The sequence below is a fragment of the Oligella sp. HMSC09E12 genome (assembly GCF_001808505.1).
Classification (GTDB): Bacteria; Pseudomonadota; Gammaproteobacteria; order Burkholderiales; family Burkholderiaceae_B; genus Oligella; species Oligella urethralis.
In genome coordinates, this window is sequence record NZ_KV793551.1 from 8,365 (window position 1) to 25,155 (window position 16,791).

General features: G+C 47.5%; 14 protein-coding genes. 9 read left to right on the plus strand and 5 right to left on the minus strand.

The features are described 5' to 3' along the window. Positions 1-1,417 (minus strand): fumarate hydratase (locus HMPREF3179_RS03145; RefSeq protein ID WP_070469720.1); only part of this gene is annotated, 1,417 nt, incomplete at its 3' end. Between the two features lie 85 nt (positions 1,418-1,502). Further along, positions 1,503-2,273, minus strand: coding sequence for a crotonase/enoyl-CoA hydratase family protein (locus HMPREF3179_RS03150; RefSeq protein WP_070469701.1), 771 nt, complete (start codon positions 2,271-2,273; stop codon positions 1,503-1,505). Positions 2,274-2,485: 212 nt separating this feature from the next. On the opposite strand from HMPREF3179_RS03150, the gene glyQ reads away from it, so the two are divergent. From glyQ to gloA, 5 genes are read left to right on the plus strand one after another with little or no spacing between them, the layout of a single operon-like run. Beyond that, the gene (gene glyQ, locus HMPREF3179_RS03155) at positions 2,486-3,394 is read left to right on the plus strand and encodes a glycine--tRNA ligase subunit alpha (protein ID WP_018026787.1); all 909 of its coding nucleotides are present in this window, start codon (positions 2,486-2,488) and stop codon (positions 3,392-3,394) included. 1 nt (position 3,395) lies between these two features. Continuing rightward, positions 3,396-5,525: a glycine--tRNA ligase subunit beta gene (gene glyS / locus HMPREF3179_RS03160; RefSeq protein WP_070469702.1), complete on the plus strand. Its 2,130-nt coding sequence runs from the start codon at positions 3,396-3,398 to the stop codon at positions 5,523-5,525. A gap of 26 nt (positions 5,526-5,551) precedes the next feature. Beyond that, entirely contained in the window at positions 5,552-6,115 is a 564-nt protein-coding gene (gene gmhB / locus HMPREF3179_RS03165) for a D-glycero-beta-D-manno-heptose 1,7-bisphosphate 7-phosphatase (RefSeq protein WP_018026785.1), read from the plus strand. A gap of 13 nt (positions 6,116-6,128) precedes the next feature. Then, positions 6,129-6,902, plus strand: coding sequence for a lysophospholipid acyltransferase family protein (locus tag HMPREF3179_RS03170; RefSeq protein ID WP_070469703.1), 774 nt, complete (start codon positions 6,129-6,131; stop codon positions 6,900-6,902). Positions 6,903-6,947: 45 nt separating this feature from the next. Beyond that, entirely contained in the window at positions 6,948-7,361 is a 414-nt protein-coding gene (gloA, locus tag HMPREF3179_RS03175) for a lactoylglutathione lyase (protein WP_018026783.1), read from the plus strand. A gap of 64 nt (positions 7,362-7,425) precedes the next feature. Here gloA and rsmA read toward each other — a convergent pair whose 3' ends face one another. Genes rsmA through HMPREF3179_RS03190 form a run of 3 tightly spaced genes read right to left on the minus strand, consistent with a single transcriptional unit; the run spans position 7,426 to position 12,162 of the window. Next, entirely contained in the window at positions 7,426-8,229 is an 804-nt protein-coding gene (gene rsmA, locus HMPREF3179_RS03180; protein ID WP_070469704.1) for a 16S rRNA (adenine(1518)-N(6)/adenine(1519)-N(6))-dimethyltransferase RsmA, read from the minus strand. Positions 8,230-8,253: 24 nt separating this feature from the next. After that, positions 8,254-9,744: a peptidylprolyl isomerase gene (locus HMPREF3179_RS03185; RefSeq protein ID WP_018026781.1), complete on the minus strand. Its 1,491-nt coding sequence runs from the start codon at positions 9,742-9,744 to the stop codon at positions 8,254-8,256. Continuing rightward, the gene (locus HMPREF3179_RS03190; RefSeq protein WP_246824351.1) at positions 9,745-12,162 is read right to left on the minus strand and encodes an LPS-assembly protein LptD; all 2,418 of its coding nucleotides are present in this window, start codon (positions 12,160-12,162) and stop codon (positions 9,745-9,747) included. Between the two features lie 181 nt (positions 12,163-12,343). On the opposite strand from HMPREF3179_RS03190, the gene HMPREF3179_RS03195 reads away from it, so the two are divergent. The 4 genes from HMPREF3179_RS03195 (at position 12,344) to HMPREF3179_RS03210 (ending at position 16,766) form a co-directional block, all read left to right on the plus strand. Continuing rightward, a complete protein-coding gene (locus HMPREF3179_RS03195) occupies positions 12,344-13,393 on the plus strand; it encodes an aminoglycoside phosphotransferase family protein (RefSeq protein ID WP_070469705.1) in 1,050 nt (349 codons plus the stop codon). After that, the gene (murU, locus tag HMPREF3179_RS03200; RefSeq protein WP_026156874.1) at positions 13,393-14,094 is read left to right on the plus strand and encodes an N-acetylmuramate alpha-1-phosphate uridylyltransferase MurU; all 702 of its coding nucleotides are present in this window, start codon (positions 13,393-13,395) and stop codon (positions 14,092-14,094) included. The genes HMPREF3179_RS03195 and murU overlap by 1 nt, the downstream gene beginning before the upstream one ends. A 41-nt stretch (positions 14,095-14,135) precedes the next feature. Next, positions 14,136-14,843: a hypothetical protein gene (locus HMPREF3179_RS03205; protein WP_036558698.1), complete on the plus strand. Its 708-nt coding sequence runs from the start codon at positions 14,136-14,138 to the stop codon at positions 14,841-14,843. Between the two features lie 171 nt (positions 14,844-15,014). After that, entirely contained in the window at positions 15,015-16,766 is a 1,752-nt protein-coding gene (locus HMPREF3179_RS03210) for a glutamine--tRNA ligase/YqeY domain fusion protein (RefSeq protein WP_070469706.1), read from the plus strand. Positions 16,767-16,791: the final 25 nt, after the last annotated feature.

Sequence of the window (16,791 nt, forward strand, 5' to 3'; positions counted from 1 at the left end):
TATCCTTGACCTCAAACTCATAAATGGCTTCCATGCCAAGATCTTCAAAAGCAACCACCTTGGCACCGCGAATGGCTTTAGAGACCAAATAAGCGGCACCGCCGACAGCCATTAAATAAGCCGATTGATGCTTTTTAATCGCATCAATCGCCACCGGACCGCGCTCGGCTTTACCAATCATCGCGATAAGCCCTTGCTCCAGCATCATTTCGGTAAAGGTATCCATACGGGTGGATGTGGTCGGGCCGGCAGGACCTACCACCTCATCACGCACCGGGTCCACAGGACCGACGTAGTAGATCACGCGGTTTTTAAAGTCCACCGGTAATTCCTCACCGGCAGCCAACATCTGTTGAATACGCTTATGGGCAGCATCACGACCGGTTAGCATCTTACCCGATAATAAGAGCGTATCACCCGGCTTCCAAGCGGCAACTTCCTCCGGAGTTAAGGTATCCAAATTAACTGCTTTGGATTTATTGTAATCCGGCGCCCACTCGACATCCGGCCAATTTTCAAGTGACGGCACCGGCATCTCGGCAACACCGCTACCATCCAGTTCAAAATGAACGTGACGAGTGGCAGCACAGTTAGGAATCATAGCAATCGGTTTAGAGGCCGCATGCGTCGGGAAGCTCTTAATCTTCACATCCAATACCGTTGTCAGACCGCCTAAGCCCTGAGCACCGATACCAAGCGCATTGACTTTTTCATAAAGCTCAATACGTAATTCATCAAGCTTATTTTGCGGACCGCGCTGCAAGAGCTCGTACATATCGATATCTTCCATCAAGGCTTGCTTAGCCATTAACATCGCTTTTTCAGCGGTACCGCCAACACCGATACCCAGCATACCGGGAGGACACCAACCGGCACCCATGGTCGGCACGGTTTTAAGCACCCACTCGACAATATCCTCGCCCGGATTTAACATGGCAAATTTGGTTTTGTTTTCTGAACCACCACCCTTGGCTGCCACCTGCACCTCGACCTTATCGCCGGGCACAAGCTCAACCGAGAGAATACAGGGCGTATTATCACGAGTATTTTTACGCTCAAAAATGGCATCATCAAGTACGGAGGCACGCAGTTTATTGTCCGGATTTAAATAACCTTGGCGTACCCCCTCATCACAGGCCTCTTGCAGACTGCCGCTCAGTTCAAACTTGACCTCCATGCCGACTTTTAGGAAGATATTGACGATCCCAGTATCCTGACAGATGGGACGGTGACCTTCGGCAGACATTTTAGAGTTTGTCAGAATCTGTGCAATCGCATCCTTAGCGGCTGGACTTTGCTCCACCTCATAAGCACGTGCTAAATGCGCTAAATAATCCGCTGGATGATAGTAGCTGATAAATTGCACTGCATCAGCAATTGACTGAACTAAATCAGCTTCTTTAATAATGGTTGTCATAATATATCCTTTACCTTTAAATCAACCAAGACTGAGCTCTCAGCACTCAGTCTGGTAGTTCTTACGAGATAAAATCAAGATCGCCCTAGCGACCCTTCCAAACTGGCTCACGCTTTTCAGCAAATGCAGTGGCCCCTTCTTTGGCATCTTCCGAGGTGAAGATATGCTGCATCCGTGGCTGCTGCAGGGCAAACATATCCTGATCACTCCACGTCCGGGCCTCATTGACCACCTGCTTAATCACTTGTAATGCTAGAGGACCATTTGCCGCAATTTTGTCGGCTAAGGCTAAGGCCGCTTCTAGCGCTTGACCAGGTTCAACCAAATGGTTAACCAAGCCTAAATCATATGCCCGTTGCGAACTCAACATATCGCCAGTTAATAAGAACTCCATGGCAATTGCATAAGGCACACGATGAGAAAAACGTAACATACCGCCAGAACCCGGTACCAAACCACGCTTAGCCTCTGGCAAACCAAATTTCGCTGTATTCGAAGCCACAATCAGATCGCACGCTAAACAGAGCTCAAAACCACCTGCCAGGGCATAGCCTTCAACTGCGGCGATTAACGGCTTTTTAGGCACCGCCTCACACAGTCCACCCAAACCGCGACCAGGCACCACTGCGCGACGCTGCGTTTTAGCGAACTCCTTCAGATCCATACCGGCACAAAAATGCTCGCCCTGACCGCGCAAAATGCCTAATGACAACTCATCGCTATTTTCTAGCTCATCAATCGCATCGGCCAAGGCAAATGAGGTGTCATAAGTAAGCGCATTACGTGATTGAGGACGATTAATCGTAATCACTAATACGCGACCAATTTTTTCAGTTAAGACTAATGCCTCTGACATCAATACCTCCTAGAGTGATTTTATTATTAAAAATTGCTGTTGATTTTACCGCTATTTATACTTATCTAGCAAAAGAGCATGCGCTCCTACCTAAATAGTGTGACGTAGTTTAAAGGCCATGAGAAATTACGAGGAGCGCAGTGATTCTGTGTTTTATCAAGCTAAATATCCTAAAATTATAGGTTAATTAAATTTTTGGTAAATGTCATAGCATGCTTAGCTTTCAGCAAATAATTCTTACATTAGAAAATTATTGGGGTGCGCAGGGCTGCACCCTCCTACAGCCTTTTGATATGGAAGTGGGAGCCGGTACTTCTCACACCGCCACTTTCTTAAGAGCCATTGGCCCAGAGCCATGGTATGCAGCGTATGTGCAACCATCGCGCCGCCCTAATGACGGTCGTTACGGTGAGAATCCCAATCGTCTGCAGCATTATTATCAATATCAAGTGGTTTTAAAACCTGCACCTAGCAATATCATCGATTTGTATTTAGACTCACTCAGAGCCCTAGGCATTAATCCCGAAGAGCATGATATTCGCTTTGTCGAGGATGACTGGGAAAACCCCACCTTAGGCGCTTGGGGCTTAGGTTGGGAAATCTGGCTCAACGGCATGGAAGTGACGCAATTTACCTACTTCCAACAGGTGGGCGGTTTAGACTGTTCAGCCACGACCGGTGAAATTACCTACGGTATTGAGCGTTTAGCGATGTATTTACAAAACGTTGAGAGCGTTTACGATTTGGTTTGGACCACAGATTTAGCGGGCAACCCTGTTTATTACCGGGATGTTTTCCATCAAAACGAGGTAGAACAATCCAAATACAATTTCGAATATGCCGATGTGGAGACCTTATTCCGTCATTTTAATGATCATGAAAAAAATGCCCAGCGTTTGATTGAGCTGCAATTAGCTTTACCCGCTTATGAGCAAGTGCTAAAAGCAGCCCACTTATTTAATTTATTAGACGCGCGCGGAGCGATTAGTGTGACTGAACGTGCAACCTATATTGCCCGTATTCGCAATCTCTCCCGCAGCGTCGCCCAATGTTATTACGAATCTAGAGAAAAGCTCGGCTTCCCGATGCTCAAACAAGCAGCTCCCGTGGAGGCAAAATAATATGTCAACTAAAGCCTTATTAATTGAGCTCCTAACCGAGGAGCTACCACCCAAAGCATTACAACGTTTAGGCGAAGCATTTGCCACTACCATTGAAGCTGATTTAAAAAAACTGGCCTTATTGCCAGATGACTATCAGTATCGTTACTTTGCCACCCCTAGACGCTTAGCCATTCTGATTGACAAGGTGCTGCCACAAGCGCCAGAGCAGGACTTTGTTGAAAAGCTGATGCCTGCCAAAGTAGGTTTAGATGCCGCAGGCAACGCCACCCCTGCCCTAACTAAGCGCTTAGAGGCCAAGGGCTTAGCGCATTTGAGCGTGGCTGATCTAAGCAAGGAATCCGATGGCAAACAGGACTTCTTAATTGCCCGTGGTAAGGCACCTGGCGCCATCTTAAAGAATCGCATTCAAGAGGTGGTAGAGCATTGTATTAGCCAATTACCTATCCCTAAGGTGATGCGCTATCAACTCGCCGATCGTCAAACCACCGTGCGCTTTGTCCGTCCAGCACATCGCTTAGTGGTATTACACGGCGATGAGATTTTACCTGTACAAGCACTTGGTCTAAGTGCTGGCCGTATCACCGAGGGTCACCGCTTTATGGGGGCCAAGACGATTTCACTCACAGATGCGGAGGAATACGAACAACGCTTAGCCGATGAGGGTATGGTAATTGCCGATTTTGAGCGTCGCCAAGCCATGATTCGTGAACAACTACACCGTATTGCTGACTCGCTAGACACTACCTTGGGTGAGGATCCTGAAGTCGCTGAGTTATTAAATGAAGTCACCGCTTTAGTAGAGCACCCAACGGTTTATGTAGGTCAATTTGATCGCAAATTCCTAGCCGTACCGCAAGCATGTCTGATTTTAACCATGCGTTTAAATCAGAAGTACTTCCCGCTTTTTAATAAAGCAGACGGCAAATTGGATCATCGTTTTCTGATTGTCAGCAATATGCACTTAGCCGACCCTAAAAATATTATTGAGGGTAATGAGCGCGTTGTACGTCCACGTTTAGCCGATGCGGAATTCTTCTTTGATACGGACAAGAAAACCCCACAAAATGAGCGGGTAGCACAATTAGCCAATGTGGTCTATCACAATAAATTAGGCTCACAACTGCAAAGAACAGAGCGGGTGCAAGCCTTGGCCGCACTGATTGCCGAGCAATTAGGCACCAACAAGCAAGAAGCAGAACGTGCAGCCTACTTAGCCAAGGCGGATTTAGTTTCTTTAATGGTCGGTGAATTCCCCGAGCTACAAGGGATCATGGCATCCTACTACGCCGCTGGCGAGCAGGAAAGTTCTGCCGTTTGCCAAGCTTTAGCGCATCAATACGATGTCCGCTTTAACTTAGCGCCAAGCAAGGACGGCATCACTGCGCTCATTCTTTTTGTGGCTGAACGGGTTGAGACCTTAGTCGGCATTTGGGGAATTGGCTCTATTCCTACGGGTGAACGAGATCCCTACGGTTTACGTCGAGCTGCGTTGGGCATTATCAGTGCCTATGAATGGCTAGAACAAGCTCATCTTGATGGCATCAGTGCGGCTGATTTAGATTTACCTGCGCTTTTAGCCAAATCCCTTAGCCTCTTTGATGCTAGCAGCGAGCTTAATCCTAATACTGCCACTGAAGTTTACGAGTTTATTTTGGAGCGTTACCGTAACCAATTACAAGCCGAGCATAGCAAAGCGGTGATTGATGCGGTTTTAGCCGTCAATCCACCTTTGGATCAAATACCTGAGCGGATTGCTGCGATTGAAGCCTTCTCTGCACTGGATGAGGCTGAAAGCTTAGCGGCTGCCAATAAGCGTATCAGCAATTTATTACGTCGCTCTGAAGATGAAGTGCACAACTTCGATGCAGCGTTATTACAGGATGAGGCGGAAAAGAATTTATTCACCACCTTGCAAGCTGTGGAGCCAGAAGTTATGGCGCTCTTTCAAAGCAAGGACTTCCCTGGCGGTATGAGCCGGCTAGCCGCTGTACGACCCGCCGTGGATGACTTTTTTAATGATGTGATGGTTATGACTGAGGATGTCGCAATTCGCGCCAATCGCTTAGCACTACTGCAGCGTCTTCACGGCACCATGAATTTGATTGCCGATATTTCTCGCTTAGCCTAGTCTTTAAGCTTTACATAGGATTCAAGATGCCCAACAAACTAGTGATTCTCGATAGAGATGGGGTCATTAACAAAGACTCCGCAGATTACATTAAAAGTGCTGCCGAATGGGAACCTATTGCGGGCAGTCTTGAAGCCATCAGTCGTCTCAATGGCGCTGGCTATAAAGTGGTGATCGCTAGCAATCAATCGGGTCTTGGGCGCGGCTATTTTACCATCGATGATTTAAATGCCATGCATGCCAAATTGCGTCAACTCTTGGCAGAAAAAGGTGGCCTCATTGATGCCATTTTCATCTGTCCGCATAAGCCTGAGGATAATTGCCATTGTCGCAAACCCTCGCCTGGACTATTTGAGGAAATAAAACGACGCTATAACATCGATCGCAGCGCAACGACCTATGCCGTGGGTGATTCCTTACGTGATTTACAGGCAGCGTCAGCTGCCGGTTTTAAACCCTGGCTAGTACTCACCGGCAATGGTCAAAAAACCCAGCAAGACCCAGCCTTTGACACAGATACACCGGTAAGTGAGGATTTGGCCGCCATGGTTAATCGCTTGCTGGCTGAAGTTACGCCTGCCGCTATGTAATCGGAGTTGCCGGATGAACTTTATTCGCTCTCTCATTTATGCCTTATGCTTTATTGTCAGCGCTTTGATTTTAGGTCCGCTGATTGTTTTAGCCAGACCGCTGCCCTTTGCTAAGCGCTATCGCTTTGCAGTGCTTTGGCCACGGCTTTTAATTTATTTAGCCAAGGTGATTTTAGGGATTCGCTATGAGGTCAAAGGTAAGGACAATATCCCCACTGATCGTCAGGTGATCTATTTAGTCAAGCACCAATCCGCTTATGAAACCCTATTTTTGCCGTGGTTTACGCCCTTCCCAGTGGTCTTAGTGTATAAGAAGAGCTTGGAGTATATCCCGCTCTTTGGTTGGGCGCTAGCTAGCTTAAACAATATCCCGATCAACCGCGCCAAAGCCTCGGAGGCACTGCGGCAAGTGCTGCGTATGGGCACGAAACGCATCAAAGAGGGGCGCTCACCCGTGCTCTTTCCCGAAGGGACACGCACCCCGGTTGGCACCAAGGGTCGCTATAAGCCAGGTGGTGTACGCCTTGCTATGCATGCGCAATGCGATATCATCCCGGTCGCGCATAATGCCGGTAAAGTCTGGCCACGCAATGCCTTTATTAAAAAGCCTGGCTGCGTGACCCTCTCCTTTGGCCCAGCCATCAGTCCTGGCGATCGTAGCAGTGAGGAAATCATGGCAGCGGTTGAGCAGTGGATTGAGTCAGAGATGATCCGCCTAAACCCCGAGGATTATCCTAGCCAGGATCCAGCGGACACACCCTATGCCCAGAGCAAAAAGAAGCGCTAAAATAGCACGACAATGCTAAGCTTAACCAATTCATAAGGAGTTTTCATGTTAATACTACATACCATGTTACGCGTAGGTAATTTGGAGCGATCCATTGACTTTTATACCAAGGTCTTAGGCATGAGCTTATTACGTACTTCCGATAACCCCGAATATAAGTATAAGCTTGCTTTTCTCGGTTACGCCTCCAACCCCGAACAAGCTGAAATCGAATTAACCTATAACTACGGGGTTGAGGAGTACGAGATGGGTACGGCCTATGGTCATATTGCCATTGGTGTGCCAGATGCCTATGAAGCCTGTGCCAAGGTCAAAGCTGCGGGTGGTAAAGTCACGCGTGAAGCCGGTCCCGTACTGGGCGGTGAAACCGTGATTGCCTTTGTTGAAGATCCCGATGGTTATAAAATCGAATTTATCGAAAGAAAGGATATGAACGCCCCCGGCACGGGCCTACGGTAGAACAGAGCCTTAGCGCCCAACACTCACCCTCCCGGACAAGCGTTAGCGCTCGCTCGGGAGGAACTTAATTTTGTCCTACACCTGCACTATCCACGGCATCCGCTAAGGCAATAAACTGCTGCAAACTAAGATCCTCAGCTCTGGCCGTCGCTTCAATCCCCAAAGCCGCAAAATCCAAGCGCCATTGAGCTAGACTACGTCGAATCATCTTGCGTCGCTGACCGAAAGCTTGGGCTACAATCTCAGCAAATAGCTGATAGTTTTTTGGCTGTAGTCTATCCTCAGCTAATGGGATCATGCGCACAATGGCAGAATCAACCCGTGGTGGAGGATCAAAGGCCTCGGGACCCACATCAAAGAGCCCCTCCATGGCATAACGTTGTTGCAGCATCACAGAAAGCCGACCGTAGTCCTTAGTGCCTGGTTCAGCAATCATGCGCTGCACCACCTCTTTTTGCAGCATAAAATGCTGATCCTCAATCAAATCCACATATTCCATCAAATGAAATAAAATCGGCGTGGAAATATTGTAAGGAAGATTACCCACCACGCGCAGCTTCCTAGCCGATGCGCTTATACGCTCAGCAAAGAGCGCTTTGAGATCGACTTTTAGTACATCACTCTCAATCACGCGCAAACGCTCTGCGGGGTAGCGCCTGGCTAAACGCTGCACTAAGTCGCGGTCAATCTCAATCACCGTGAGTTGCTTTAGTCGCTCCAACAATGGTTCGGTCATGGCCAATTGACCAGGACCGATTTCCACCATCAGATCATCCTCACGAGGAGCAATGGCATTCACAATGGCGTTGATAATATACTCATCAACTAAAAAATGCTGACCGAAACGTTTACGAGCTTGATGCGCCAATGCACTCTACCTATAGATCAAAAACTAGCGGTTACGCTTTTGCTCAAGACGATTATCAATAAAGGTGCGACCTCTGAGCTGCTCAATCCAATCTTCTAATACGGCGGCCGCACGCTCCTCAAAAATCGCCTCATTAGCCAAGGACTTACGGATAGAGGCTTGCTTGTCCTCCGTGCGTCGCTCCATCACCTCAATCAAATGCCAGCCAAATGAACTACGTACTGGCTCACTGATTTGACCGATTTGTAAGCTATCGGCCGCCTTCTCAAAGGCCGGATCGGCTTGACCCGGTGTGATCCAACCAATATCCCCACCAATTGGTGCTGAGGAATCGTCAGAGTACTTTTCTGCCGCTTCGGAGAAACTCATACCACCCTGAATCGCTTGCTGTACTTGAAGAATGCGCTCATGCGCTTGCTCATCCGTCATAATCGGAGTGCGACGAATCAGAATATGGCGCACATGTGAATCAGTCACTTCGACCGGACCCTCTTGCTGTGCTGCCTGCACCCGTGGATCATGAACCACAATAGGAGCTGGTCGAGGGGCTTGTACCACGACTTCACGTTGGCGCTCATGAATTAAACCACGACGCTCAACCACCTTCAGAATATGGAAACCATTTGGGGCACGGAAGACACCTGAGACGCGACCATCTCGAACATTACGTGTCTGGTCCACGAATAATTTAGGCCAATCTTCAAATAAACGAATCCCTAAATTACCACCTTCTGCTGCCTCAGGTGCATTGGAGTACTCGCGGGCTACCGCCTCAAAGCTTGTGCCACCACGAATTTTTTGTAAGGCCTCATTGGCGCGTTTACGTGCCGCCTCAACTACCTCTTCTGAGGAGTTATCGGGCACCCGAATATAAATATGCTGGAAAGCAATGGCTTTGGGTTCAAAGCTCTGCTCTACGACAATGCGTTTTTCCGGCGGTGGCGCTTCAGGTTGAATCACTTGCGGGCGATAATTAGGTGACACACCAGTCGGATTTTGCTTAATATAGGCCTCCACATCCGCTGGCGTCACATGAATACGGGACATTAAGATTTGACCGCGTACCTCATCCAATAAGACCTGGTTACGTAAACCCTCAACATAGGTAGTCCAGTCAATACCATGTTGACGGGCTGCCTCACGTAACTGTTCAGGCGTCATATTGTTATTAGCAGCAATCTCAGCAATCACCTGTTGCATGCGACCATCACTGATTTGTAAACCCAAGCGTTGTGCCTCATCCTCAACCAGTAACTCATCGATCATGCCTTGTAACACCTGATCTTGAGCGCGACGATCATTACCTGCTACACGATTAGCCGCCATACGCTCCTGTAACTGACGCATGGTTATAACCTCGGTGCCGACAATCGCAGCAATACCATCAGCAAATTGCCCCTGTTGAGCGGCTCGAGCTCCCTTTGTTTGAGCTTGGACCAATGTCATTGGCAAGGCCAAAAGCATTAAAGGCAAGGCTTTTAATGCCAATTGTCGTAATGTAACTTGTTTACGCATTTATTCATACCTTTCAAATGTAGAACGTACCGGTACCGGCACCTCTGTCGATTCGTATCCTGGAATGCTATCTCGAATCGTTTTCATAGGATCTGAGCCTAAGGCACCTAAACCATTTAATTCTAACTGGAAAAACACTCGTGAATTCGTTTTTTCTTGTGCAACTGCATATCTTTGGAATAATACCCGCGCCGACCAACAACAATTACTACGATATTCGATGCCAGCAACGCTCTGAGTAGAACGTCTTTCTTTAAATGAATAATCAAAACGCCCAACCGCATTCACTTTTGCTGTGATCGGCCATTGACCGGCAACAATCAAATTTTCTTTGGAAGGCAATTGATAGGAATAGATCCCACCACTTTCATTCAATAAAGGATCACGCTGATAGCGGTACGATAAACTCAAAGAGGTCAAACGCTTTGGGTTCCAGCGCAGCGAAACGCTTGACTGAGCAATTTTCTTTTCATAAGGATCATATTGTAGCGCTGCTTCAGTATTTAGCTTATCCGTAAGACGAGCACTTAGGGAAACCAAAAACTCGGAACGGTTATTAGCTAATTGCTCATTATTAGAAAGTGTGACTTTTTGAGGTTCAAAAGAAAAACTTTGGGCTACCTGCAAAGCCAAGCGCTCAAGCCCACTATTTGCATCCAACCACCGCGTAGTCAATCCTAAGGTCAGTCGATTGGCATTATTAATTCTATCCCAGCCGCCGCTATAGCGATTTTCAGTAAAGGCAGTACCAAAGCCAAACTGACTGACCGACGTATCATAAACCGGGATACTCGACTGATCTCTAAATGGTATATATAAGTAGTAAAGTCTAGGCTCCAAGGTTTGTCTTGAGGGCTTGCCAAAAAACGTGGTTTCACGCTCAAAGGTCATGCCAGAGTCTACACTAAAAATCGGCAAGGTACGACTTTGAGCACGATCACGCGCTACCCCACGACCACTTTGTGGCCAAAAACCACCGTTGGGCAAATCCCTATACCAGTCCGTTTCATAATGGGAAAAATGCAAGCCTAACTTGGGGGTAATATACCAACCCGGTCGCACAATAGGATAACTGACAGTAGAGTATGAGCTTAAACGCGTCCCATCATACCTAGAATGACCGCGATTTTTGGGCCAATAGAAATGTGCACCATTTAACTCGGCCGGAAACTTAGGAAACTCAAACCGTGTCAGTGTATTAACCGTGCTCAGGTCAAAACCACCCCAATCATAGCGCGCACCGCGAATTAATAGCTCAGGCTTACGCTCATATTGACGATAAACACCCGCACCCGGGGTCTCACTATTTAAGTTCAGATCATGCAAACCCTGATACTGCTGCCAACGCAAAAAACCGCTCCAGTACTGATGCCCAGAAAACGTTAAGGTAGCACTTTGATTTAAGTAGGTACGATCGGCTTCCGTAACTTCCAAATCATCTAAATCTCGGAAATAGTTACCGTCTGAAGCCTTATTCCAATTCAAATTAAAACCAAAGTTAAAACCGAATAAGCTGCCCAGTTGATGACGATGCGTAATACCGTAAGTCCAACGCTTCTGATTATTGAAATGCTTATCCCGAGGTAGATAAGCCGCAGTCAATTGACCCGAATAGGTCGGCTGCAAATAGCGGAACTCACCGCCCAGCATCAGTCCCCGCTTAGATAACCAACGCGGCGTCAAAGTAGCATCGTAATTAGGGGCTAAGTTAATAAAATACGGCGCAATAATGTCAGCACCACTACGTGAAGAATAGGAAAAAGTCGGGGTTAAAAAACCCGTTTTCTTTTCCTGACGTAATGGAAAGGTAAAATACGGTGACCAAAAAACCGGTATATCACCCACATAGACTTTAGCATTGCGAGCAATACCCTCATTTTCATCATCGTAAATATCAACACGCTCGGCAGCTAAATACCAAGAAGGGTCAGGGCAAGGGCATGAGGCAAAGGTCGCATTAAATAAACGCAGATGATTACGATCCAACATATCAGCAAAATCAGCACGACCGGAGCTACCATCGGCAAAGGAATAGATCGGGCCCAGAAACTCACCGCTCTCTGTATTGACGTTGTACTCGATTTCCTCTCCGGTAAATAAATTACCCTCTTGTAAAAGGCGGGCATGCCCCTCGGAGCGGATTCGGCCGAGCTCACGTTTGTATGTAATACGATCGCCCTTTAAAATCACATCAGCACGCCTGACCTGTGCGCCCCCCTGCAGGATCAGTTTATTGGTATCATCAACCACATCAACCGTTTTACTATCGGTGATGGTGACAATATCATCTTGCCCTGCCTTATTCTCACCTAACATCGGCGATTCCAGCAGCGGCACACGCAAACCAGGGCTTTGGGCCTGGGCTCCACCCATAGCGACTAAAACGATAAGAACTAAAGCACTGCCTCTAAACACCATGTATTCCGATTGGGAAAAGCAAAAACCTGCTGCAACTAAAAGTAAAACTAAGCCAGCTTAAAAGACATAAGGGCTTAGTATGTTCTAAAATTATTGATATTTTTACGATGTAAACGCTATATTTTATAGCAAGTCATTCAGTTACATTAAATTCTGACCCTATTAAATTTATTTATTGTTTATGGCCTTAACAATCACAGCCGAACGTTCAAAGCAATTAAACCAATGGCTATCTGCACTGACAGCAAAGTATCAATTCGACTTTGATACCTTGGAAGCGGCTTCTTCGGATGCCAGCTTTAGAAGTTACTACCGTATTTACAGCGCCGCCCAACAAACGACGCTGATTATTATGGATGCGCCGCCCCCACACGAAAACTGTGCGGTGTTTGTCGCCATTGACCAGCTACTGGAGCAACAGGGCTTAACCGTTCCCAAAATCTTGGAACAGGAACAGCAAGCCGGTTTTTTATTACTCTCAGACCTGGGACAAACTACGTATTATCAAGCAGTACAAGCTGGCCTAGATGATGCAACACTACAAGGCATCTATCGTGAAGCCTTAGATGCACTCGTACAGATGCAACAAACGCCTGCAGCTCATCTACCACCTTATGATGCACCACGCCTACGTGAGGAGATGAATTTATTCGAGGAATGGTATGTCGAAAAGCATTGTCAGAATCAGCTGACTGACCTAGAAAAGCAACTCCTCTACCCCACCTTGGATGCGCTCGCCGCATTCAATGCAGAAGAGCCACAGGTTTTTGTACACCGTGACTTCCACTCCCCTAATCTGATGCTAATGTCACCAGAGCAGGAGGCTAGGAATCCCGCCATTATTGATTTCCAAGATGCGCTATACGGCCCGCTGTCTTATGACCTAGCCTCCCTGGTGATGGATGCACGCACTACCTGGGATGAGCCGCAACAGTTAGACTGGGCCATTCGTTATTGGGAAAAGGCGCGAGCAGCCGGGCTACCGGTGCCCGAGGATTTTGGCGATTTCTATCGTCAATATGAGGCCATGAGCTTACAACGCAATCTTCGCATTTTAGGTGTGTTTGCCCGCCTCGCCATACGCAATCATAAACAGCAGTATTTGGAGCATATCCCCCGGGTGCTTGCTTATATTCGCCAAGTAGCTAATCGTTATCATGAGTTTGCAATTATTGCGCGCATTCTTGATCGTCTGGAAAATATCACTGTTGAAGCGAGGTACACCTTTTGATCCAAGCGATGATCCTAGCGGCCGGCCGTGGTGAACGGATGCGCCCGCTCACCGACCACACCCCGAAACCCTTACTTGAGGTTGGCAATAAGCCGCTTATCGTGCATCATATCGAGCGTTTACAAGCGGCCGGTATTACTGATATTGTGATTAACCATGCTTGGTTAGGCTCACAGATTGAGAGCTATTTGGGTGATGGCTCACGCTACGGCGTCAGCATCGTATACTCGCCTGAGGGTGATGAGGCCTTGGAAACCGCAGGCGGCATCACAAAAGCGCTACCGCTATTAGGTGATTATGCTTTTTTAGTGATTAATGGCGATGTTTGGTGCGATTGGAACCCTATCGAGGCGATGAATCATGTTAACGCCATTGATCAGGGTGCGGCCCAAGCCTGGTTGCTATTGGTTGATAATCCAGCGCATAATCCGCAGGGTGACTTTATTTTAAACAGCAATGGCAGAGTACACCCTCGCAACAACTTAAGCGCTCCCAGTGACAGCCTTACCTTTGCGGGTATTGGGGTCTATCACCCAAGCCTTTTTAAAGGGCTTACGAGTGGTCAAAAAGCACCTTTAGCCCCCCTGCTTAAGCATGCGATGCTTAGTGATCAAGTGGTGGGACAGCATTATCGAGGTCAGTGGGTAGATGTGGGAACACCTGAGCGCCTTGAAGCACTAAACAATCAATTATGCAAATAAGCCCCATTCATTAAGGAATTTAGCAGTTAATAGGAATTTTTATGTTCAGATCCTCAAATCGAGCCTTTAAACCCTCCGTCTACGAAACTGGTCGCCGTCGCAAACGGGGCATGCCACGTTGGTTAGTGATTTTATTTACCGGCGTTATTATCGGTGCGGGCGGTTATTGGTTTTTACAAACCAATTACGGCGCTACTCGCATCACGGTCGAGGAGTCACACCAGCTTAATCAACAAATTATTCAGCTAAACCAAGAGCAATACGCCTTACAGGCCCGTGGCGAAGAGCTCAGCCAAAACCTACAACAAACCGAAACTGAAAACAGTCGTTTATTAACACAGCATCAAGAAGCGGAAGCAAAAATCTCTCAATTAAAGCAAGAAATTGAGCTCTTAAGACGAGCCATTCCGCAGGATCCTAACGCCACCCCGGTCGGCTTAAGACACGCTAATTTAAAGGCTGAATTAGGCAAATTACACTACGACCTACTGCTCATGAAAAGAGAGGATCAAGCAGACGACATTGAGGTCACGATTGAGAGCAATATTGAGGGACGCTACCGCAATGGTCGCCTAGGCCGTACCAGCCCCCCAGCTGTTCATGCCACCGTGGGTACCATGACGCAACTAAGCGGTGAACTTGAGTATGATGAAGCACAACGTACGCTAACCGCTACCGTCGTTACCTTTACCGTTAAAAACGCCGCTAGTGGCGAGGTCTTAGGTCGCCGTACCTTTAACGTGAACTAATCATGCGATGACGCTGGCTGGTGCTGCTAAGACTGAGCCCAGCCCTGAGCCTAAGCCACGGCTTGAGTTGTTGATATTTACTTTCCACTGTCTTAAATAGGCTTATCCCGGTGTCGAATATGGCACAATGGAGAGTATTATTTAAATTTAATTATTCATTATTTATCACCTATGAGTGCATCTAATTCAGACGTACCTGTTTCTAATTTTCTGCGCACCATTATTGAAAATGATCTGAGCGCAAATAAGTTCCAAAATAAGCGTTGGGCCGGCAGACCAGGCCCCTTATCGGTGCAGCAAGACGCACCAAGAGACTCTGCCCGCATTCGTACGCGCTTTCCACCCGAGCCTAATGGCTACTTACATATCGGTCATGCCAAAAGTATTTGTCTAAACTTTGGTTTAGCGCGCGACTATGGCGGTGAATGTCATCTACGCTTTGACGATACTAATCCCGAAAAAGAAGAGCAAGCTTACGTTGACAGCATTATTGATACGGTCAAGTGGCTAGGTTTTGATTGGAACTACGACGGCAAGGAGCATTTATACTTTGCCAGTGATTACTTCCAGTTTTTCTATGAGTTTGCGCTTGCCTTAATCGAAAGCGGTGATGCCTATGTGGATGAACAAAGCCCTGAGCAAATTCGTGAAAATCGCGGTACCTTGACTGCGCCCGGGGTGGACTCACCATGGCGCAACCGGCCGGTTGAGGAGTCTTTGACACTGTTCCAAGAGATGCGTGCAGGCAAGCACCCTAATGGCAGTCTTTGTTTACGCGCCAAGGTTGATATGAAATCGCCTAATATCAATATGCGTGATCCGGTGATTTACCGAATCCGCCATGAGGCACATCATCGTACCGGCATGGATTGGCCAATTTATCCGATGTACACCTTTGCTCATCCCTTGGAGGATGCGCTTGAAATGATTACGCATAGTATTTGTACACTTGAGTTTGAGGATCAGCGACCCTTTTATGACTGGGTCATTGACAAATTAATTGCCCTAGGGCATCTGCCAGAGCAACGCCCTCATCAGTACGAATTTGCCCGTTTAAACTTAAATCATGTGGTTACCAGTAAGCGCCGTTTAAAGCGCTTAGTGGACGATCATTTTGTTGAGGGCTGGGACGATCCACGTATGCCGACGATTATGGGCTTACGCCGTCGCGGCTACACGCCGGAAGCGATTCGTTTATTCTGTGAGCGTATCGGGGTATCTAAAGCAGATTCCCGCATTGATTACAATATTCTCGAACAGGCCCTGCGTGATGACTTGGATCCCAAGGTTGACCGCGCGGTGGCCGTACTGGATCCGATTAGGTTAATTATTACTAACTACCCTGAGGGTCAATCCGAGCTCTGCCAAGCGCCTAAGCACCCACATAATCCTGAACAGGGCGTGCGTGAGTTTCCATTTAGCCGCGAGCTGTGGATTGAGCGCGAAGACTTTATGGAAAACCCACCTAAAAAGTACTTCCGCCTTTTCCCGGATAATTTAGTGCGTTTAAAATACGCCTATATCGTCAAGTGTACCGGCTTCAAACAGGATGAAGATGGTAATGTGATTGAGGTCTACGCCGAGTATCTACCTGACACCAAGAGTGGTACCCCTGGTGCCGCTAGTGTCAAGGTCAAAGGCACCATTACTTGGGTCAGTGTGCCGCATGCCGACGAGGTTGAGGTCAAGCTTTACGACCGTTTATTTACGGTAGAAAATCCAGATGCGGGCGGTCAAGACTTTCTCGAGTTTATTAACCCCGATTCTGTCAAAACCGTCACTGGCTTTATTGAGCCGGGCACGACCATCACCCCGGGCGCACGTTGGCAGTTTGAGCGCTTAGGTTATTTCTATGTCGATGGCGAAGCGCAAGACAAAACAGTGATTAATCGTAGTACGACGCTACGTGATAACTGGGTTTAAATTTTATTTATTTTAAATAGGCATT

Coding starts and splice junctions, on each gene's coding strand:
- HMPREF3179_RS03195 (WP_070469705.1), top strand. CDS start 12,344: ATGGCCTTAACAATCACAGCCGAACGTTCAAAGCAATTAAACCAATGG.
- HMPREF3179_RS03150 (WP_070469701.1), bottom strand. CDS start 2,273: ATGTCAGAGGCATTAGTCTTAACTGAAAAAATTGGTCGCGTATTAGTG.
- glyS (WP_070469702.1), top strand. CDS start 3,396: ATGTCAACTAAAGCCTTATTAATTGAGCTCCTAACCGAGGAGCTACCA.
- HMPREF3179_RS03170 (WP_070469703.1), top strand. CDS start 6,129: ATGAACTTTATTCGCTCTCTCATTTATGCCTTATGCTTTATTGTCAGC.
- HMPREF3179_RS03190 (WP_246824351.1), bottom strand. CDS start 12,162: ATGGTGTTTAGAGGCAGTGCTTTAGTTCTTATCGTTTTAGTCGCTATG.
- gmhB (WP_018026785.1), top strand. CDS start 5,552: ATGCCCAACAAACTAGTGATTCTCGATAGAGATGGGGTCATTAACAAA.
- glyQ (WP_018026787.1), top strand. CDS start 2,486: ATGCTTAGCTTTCAGCAAATAATTCTTACATTAGAAAATTATTGGGGT.
- gloA (WP_018026783.1), top strand. CDS start 6,948: ATGTTAATACTACATACCATGTTACGCGTAGGTAATTTGGAGCGATCC.
- HMPREF3179_RS03205 (WP_036558698.1), top strand. CDS start 14,136: ATGTTCAGATCCTCAAATCGAGCCTTTAAACCCTCCGTCTACGAAACT.
- HMPREF3179_RS03185 (WP_018026781.1), bottom strand. CDS start 9,744: ATGCGTAAACAAGTTACATTACGACAATTGGCATTAAAAGCCTTGCCT.
- HMPREF3179_RS03210 (WP_070469706.1), top strand. CDS start 15,015: ATGAGTGCATCTAATTCAGACGTACCTGTTTCTAATTTTCTGCGCACC.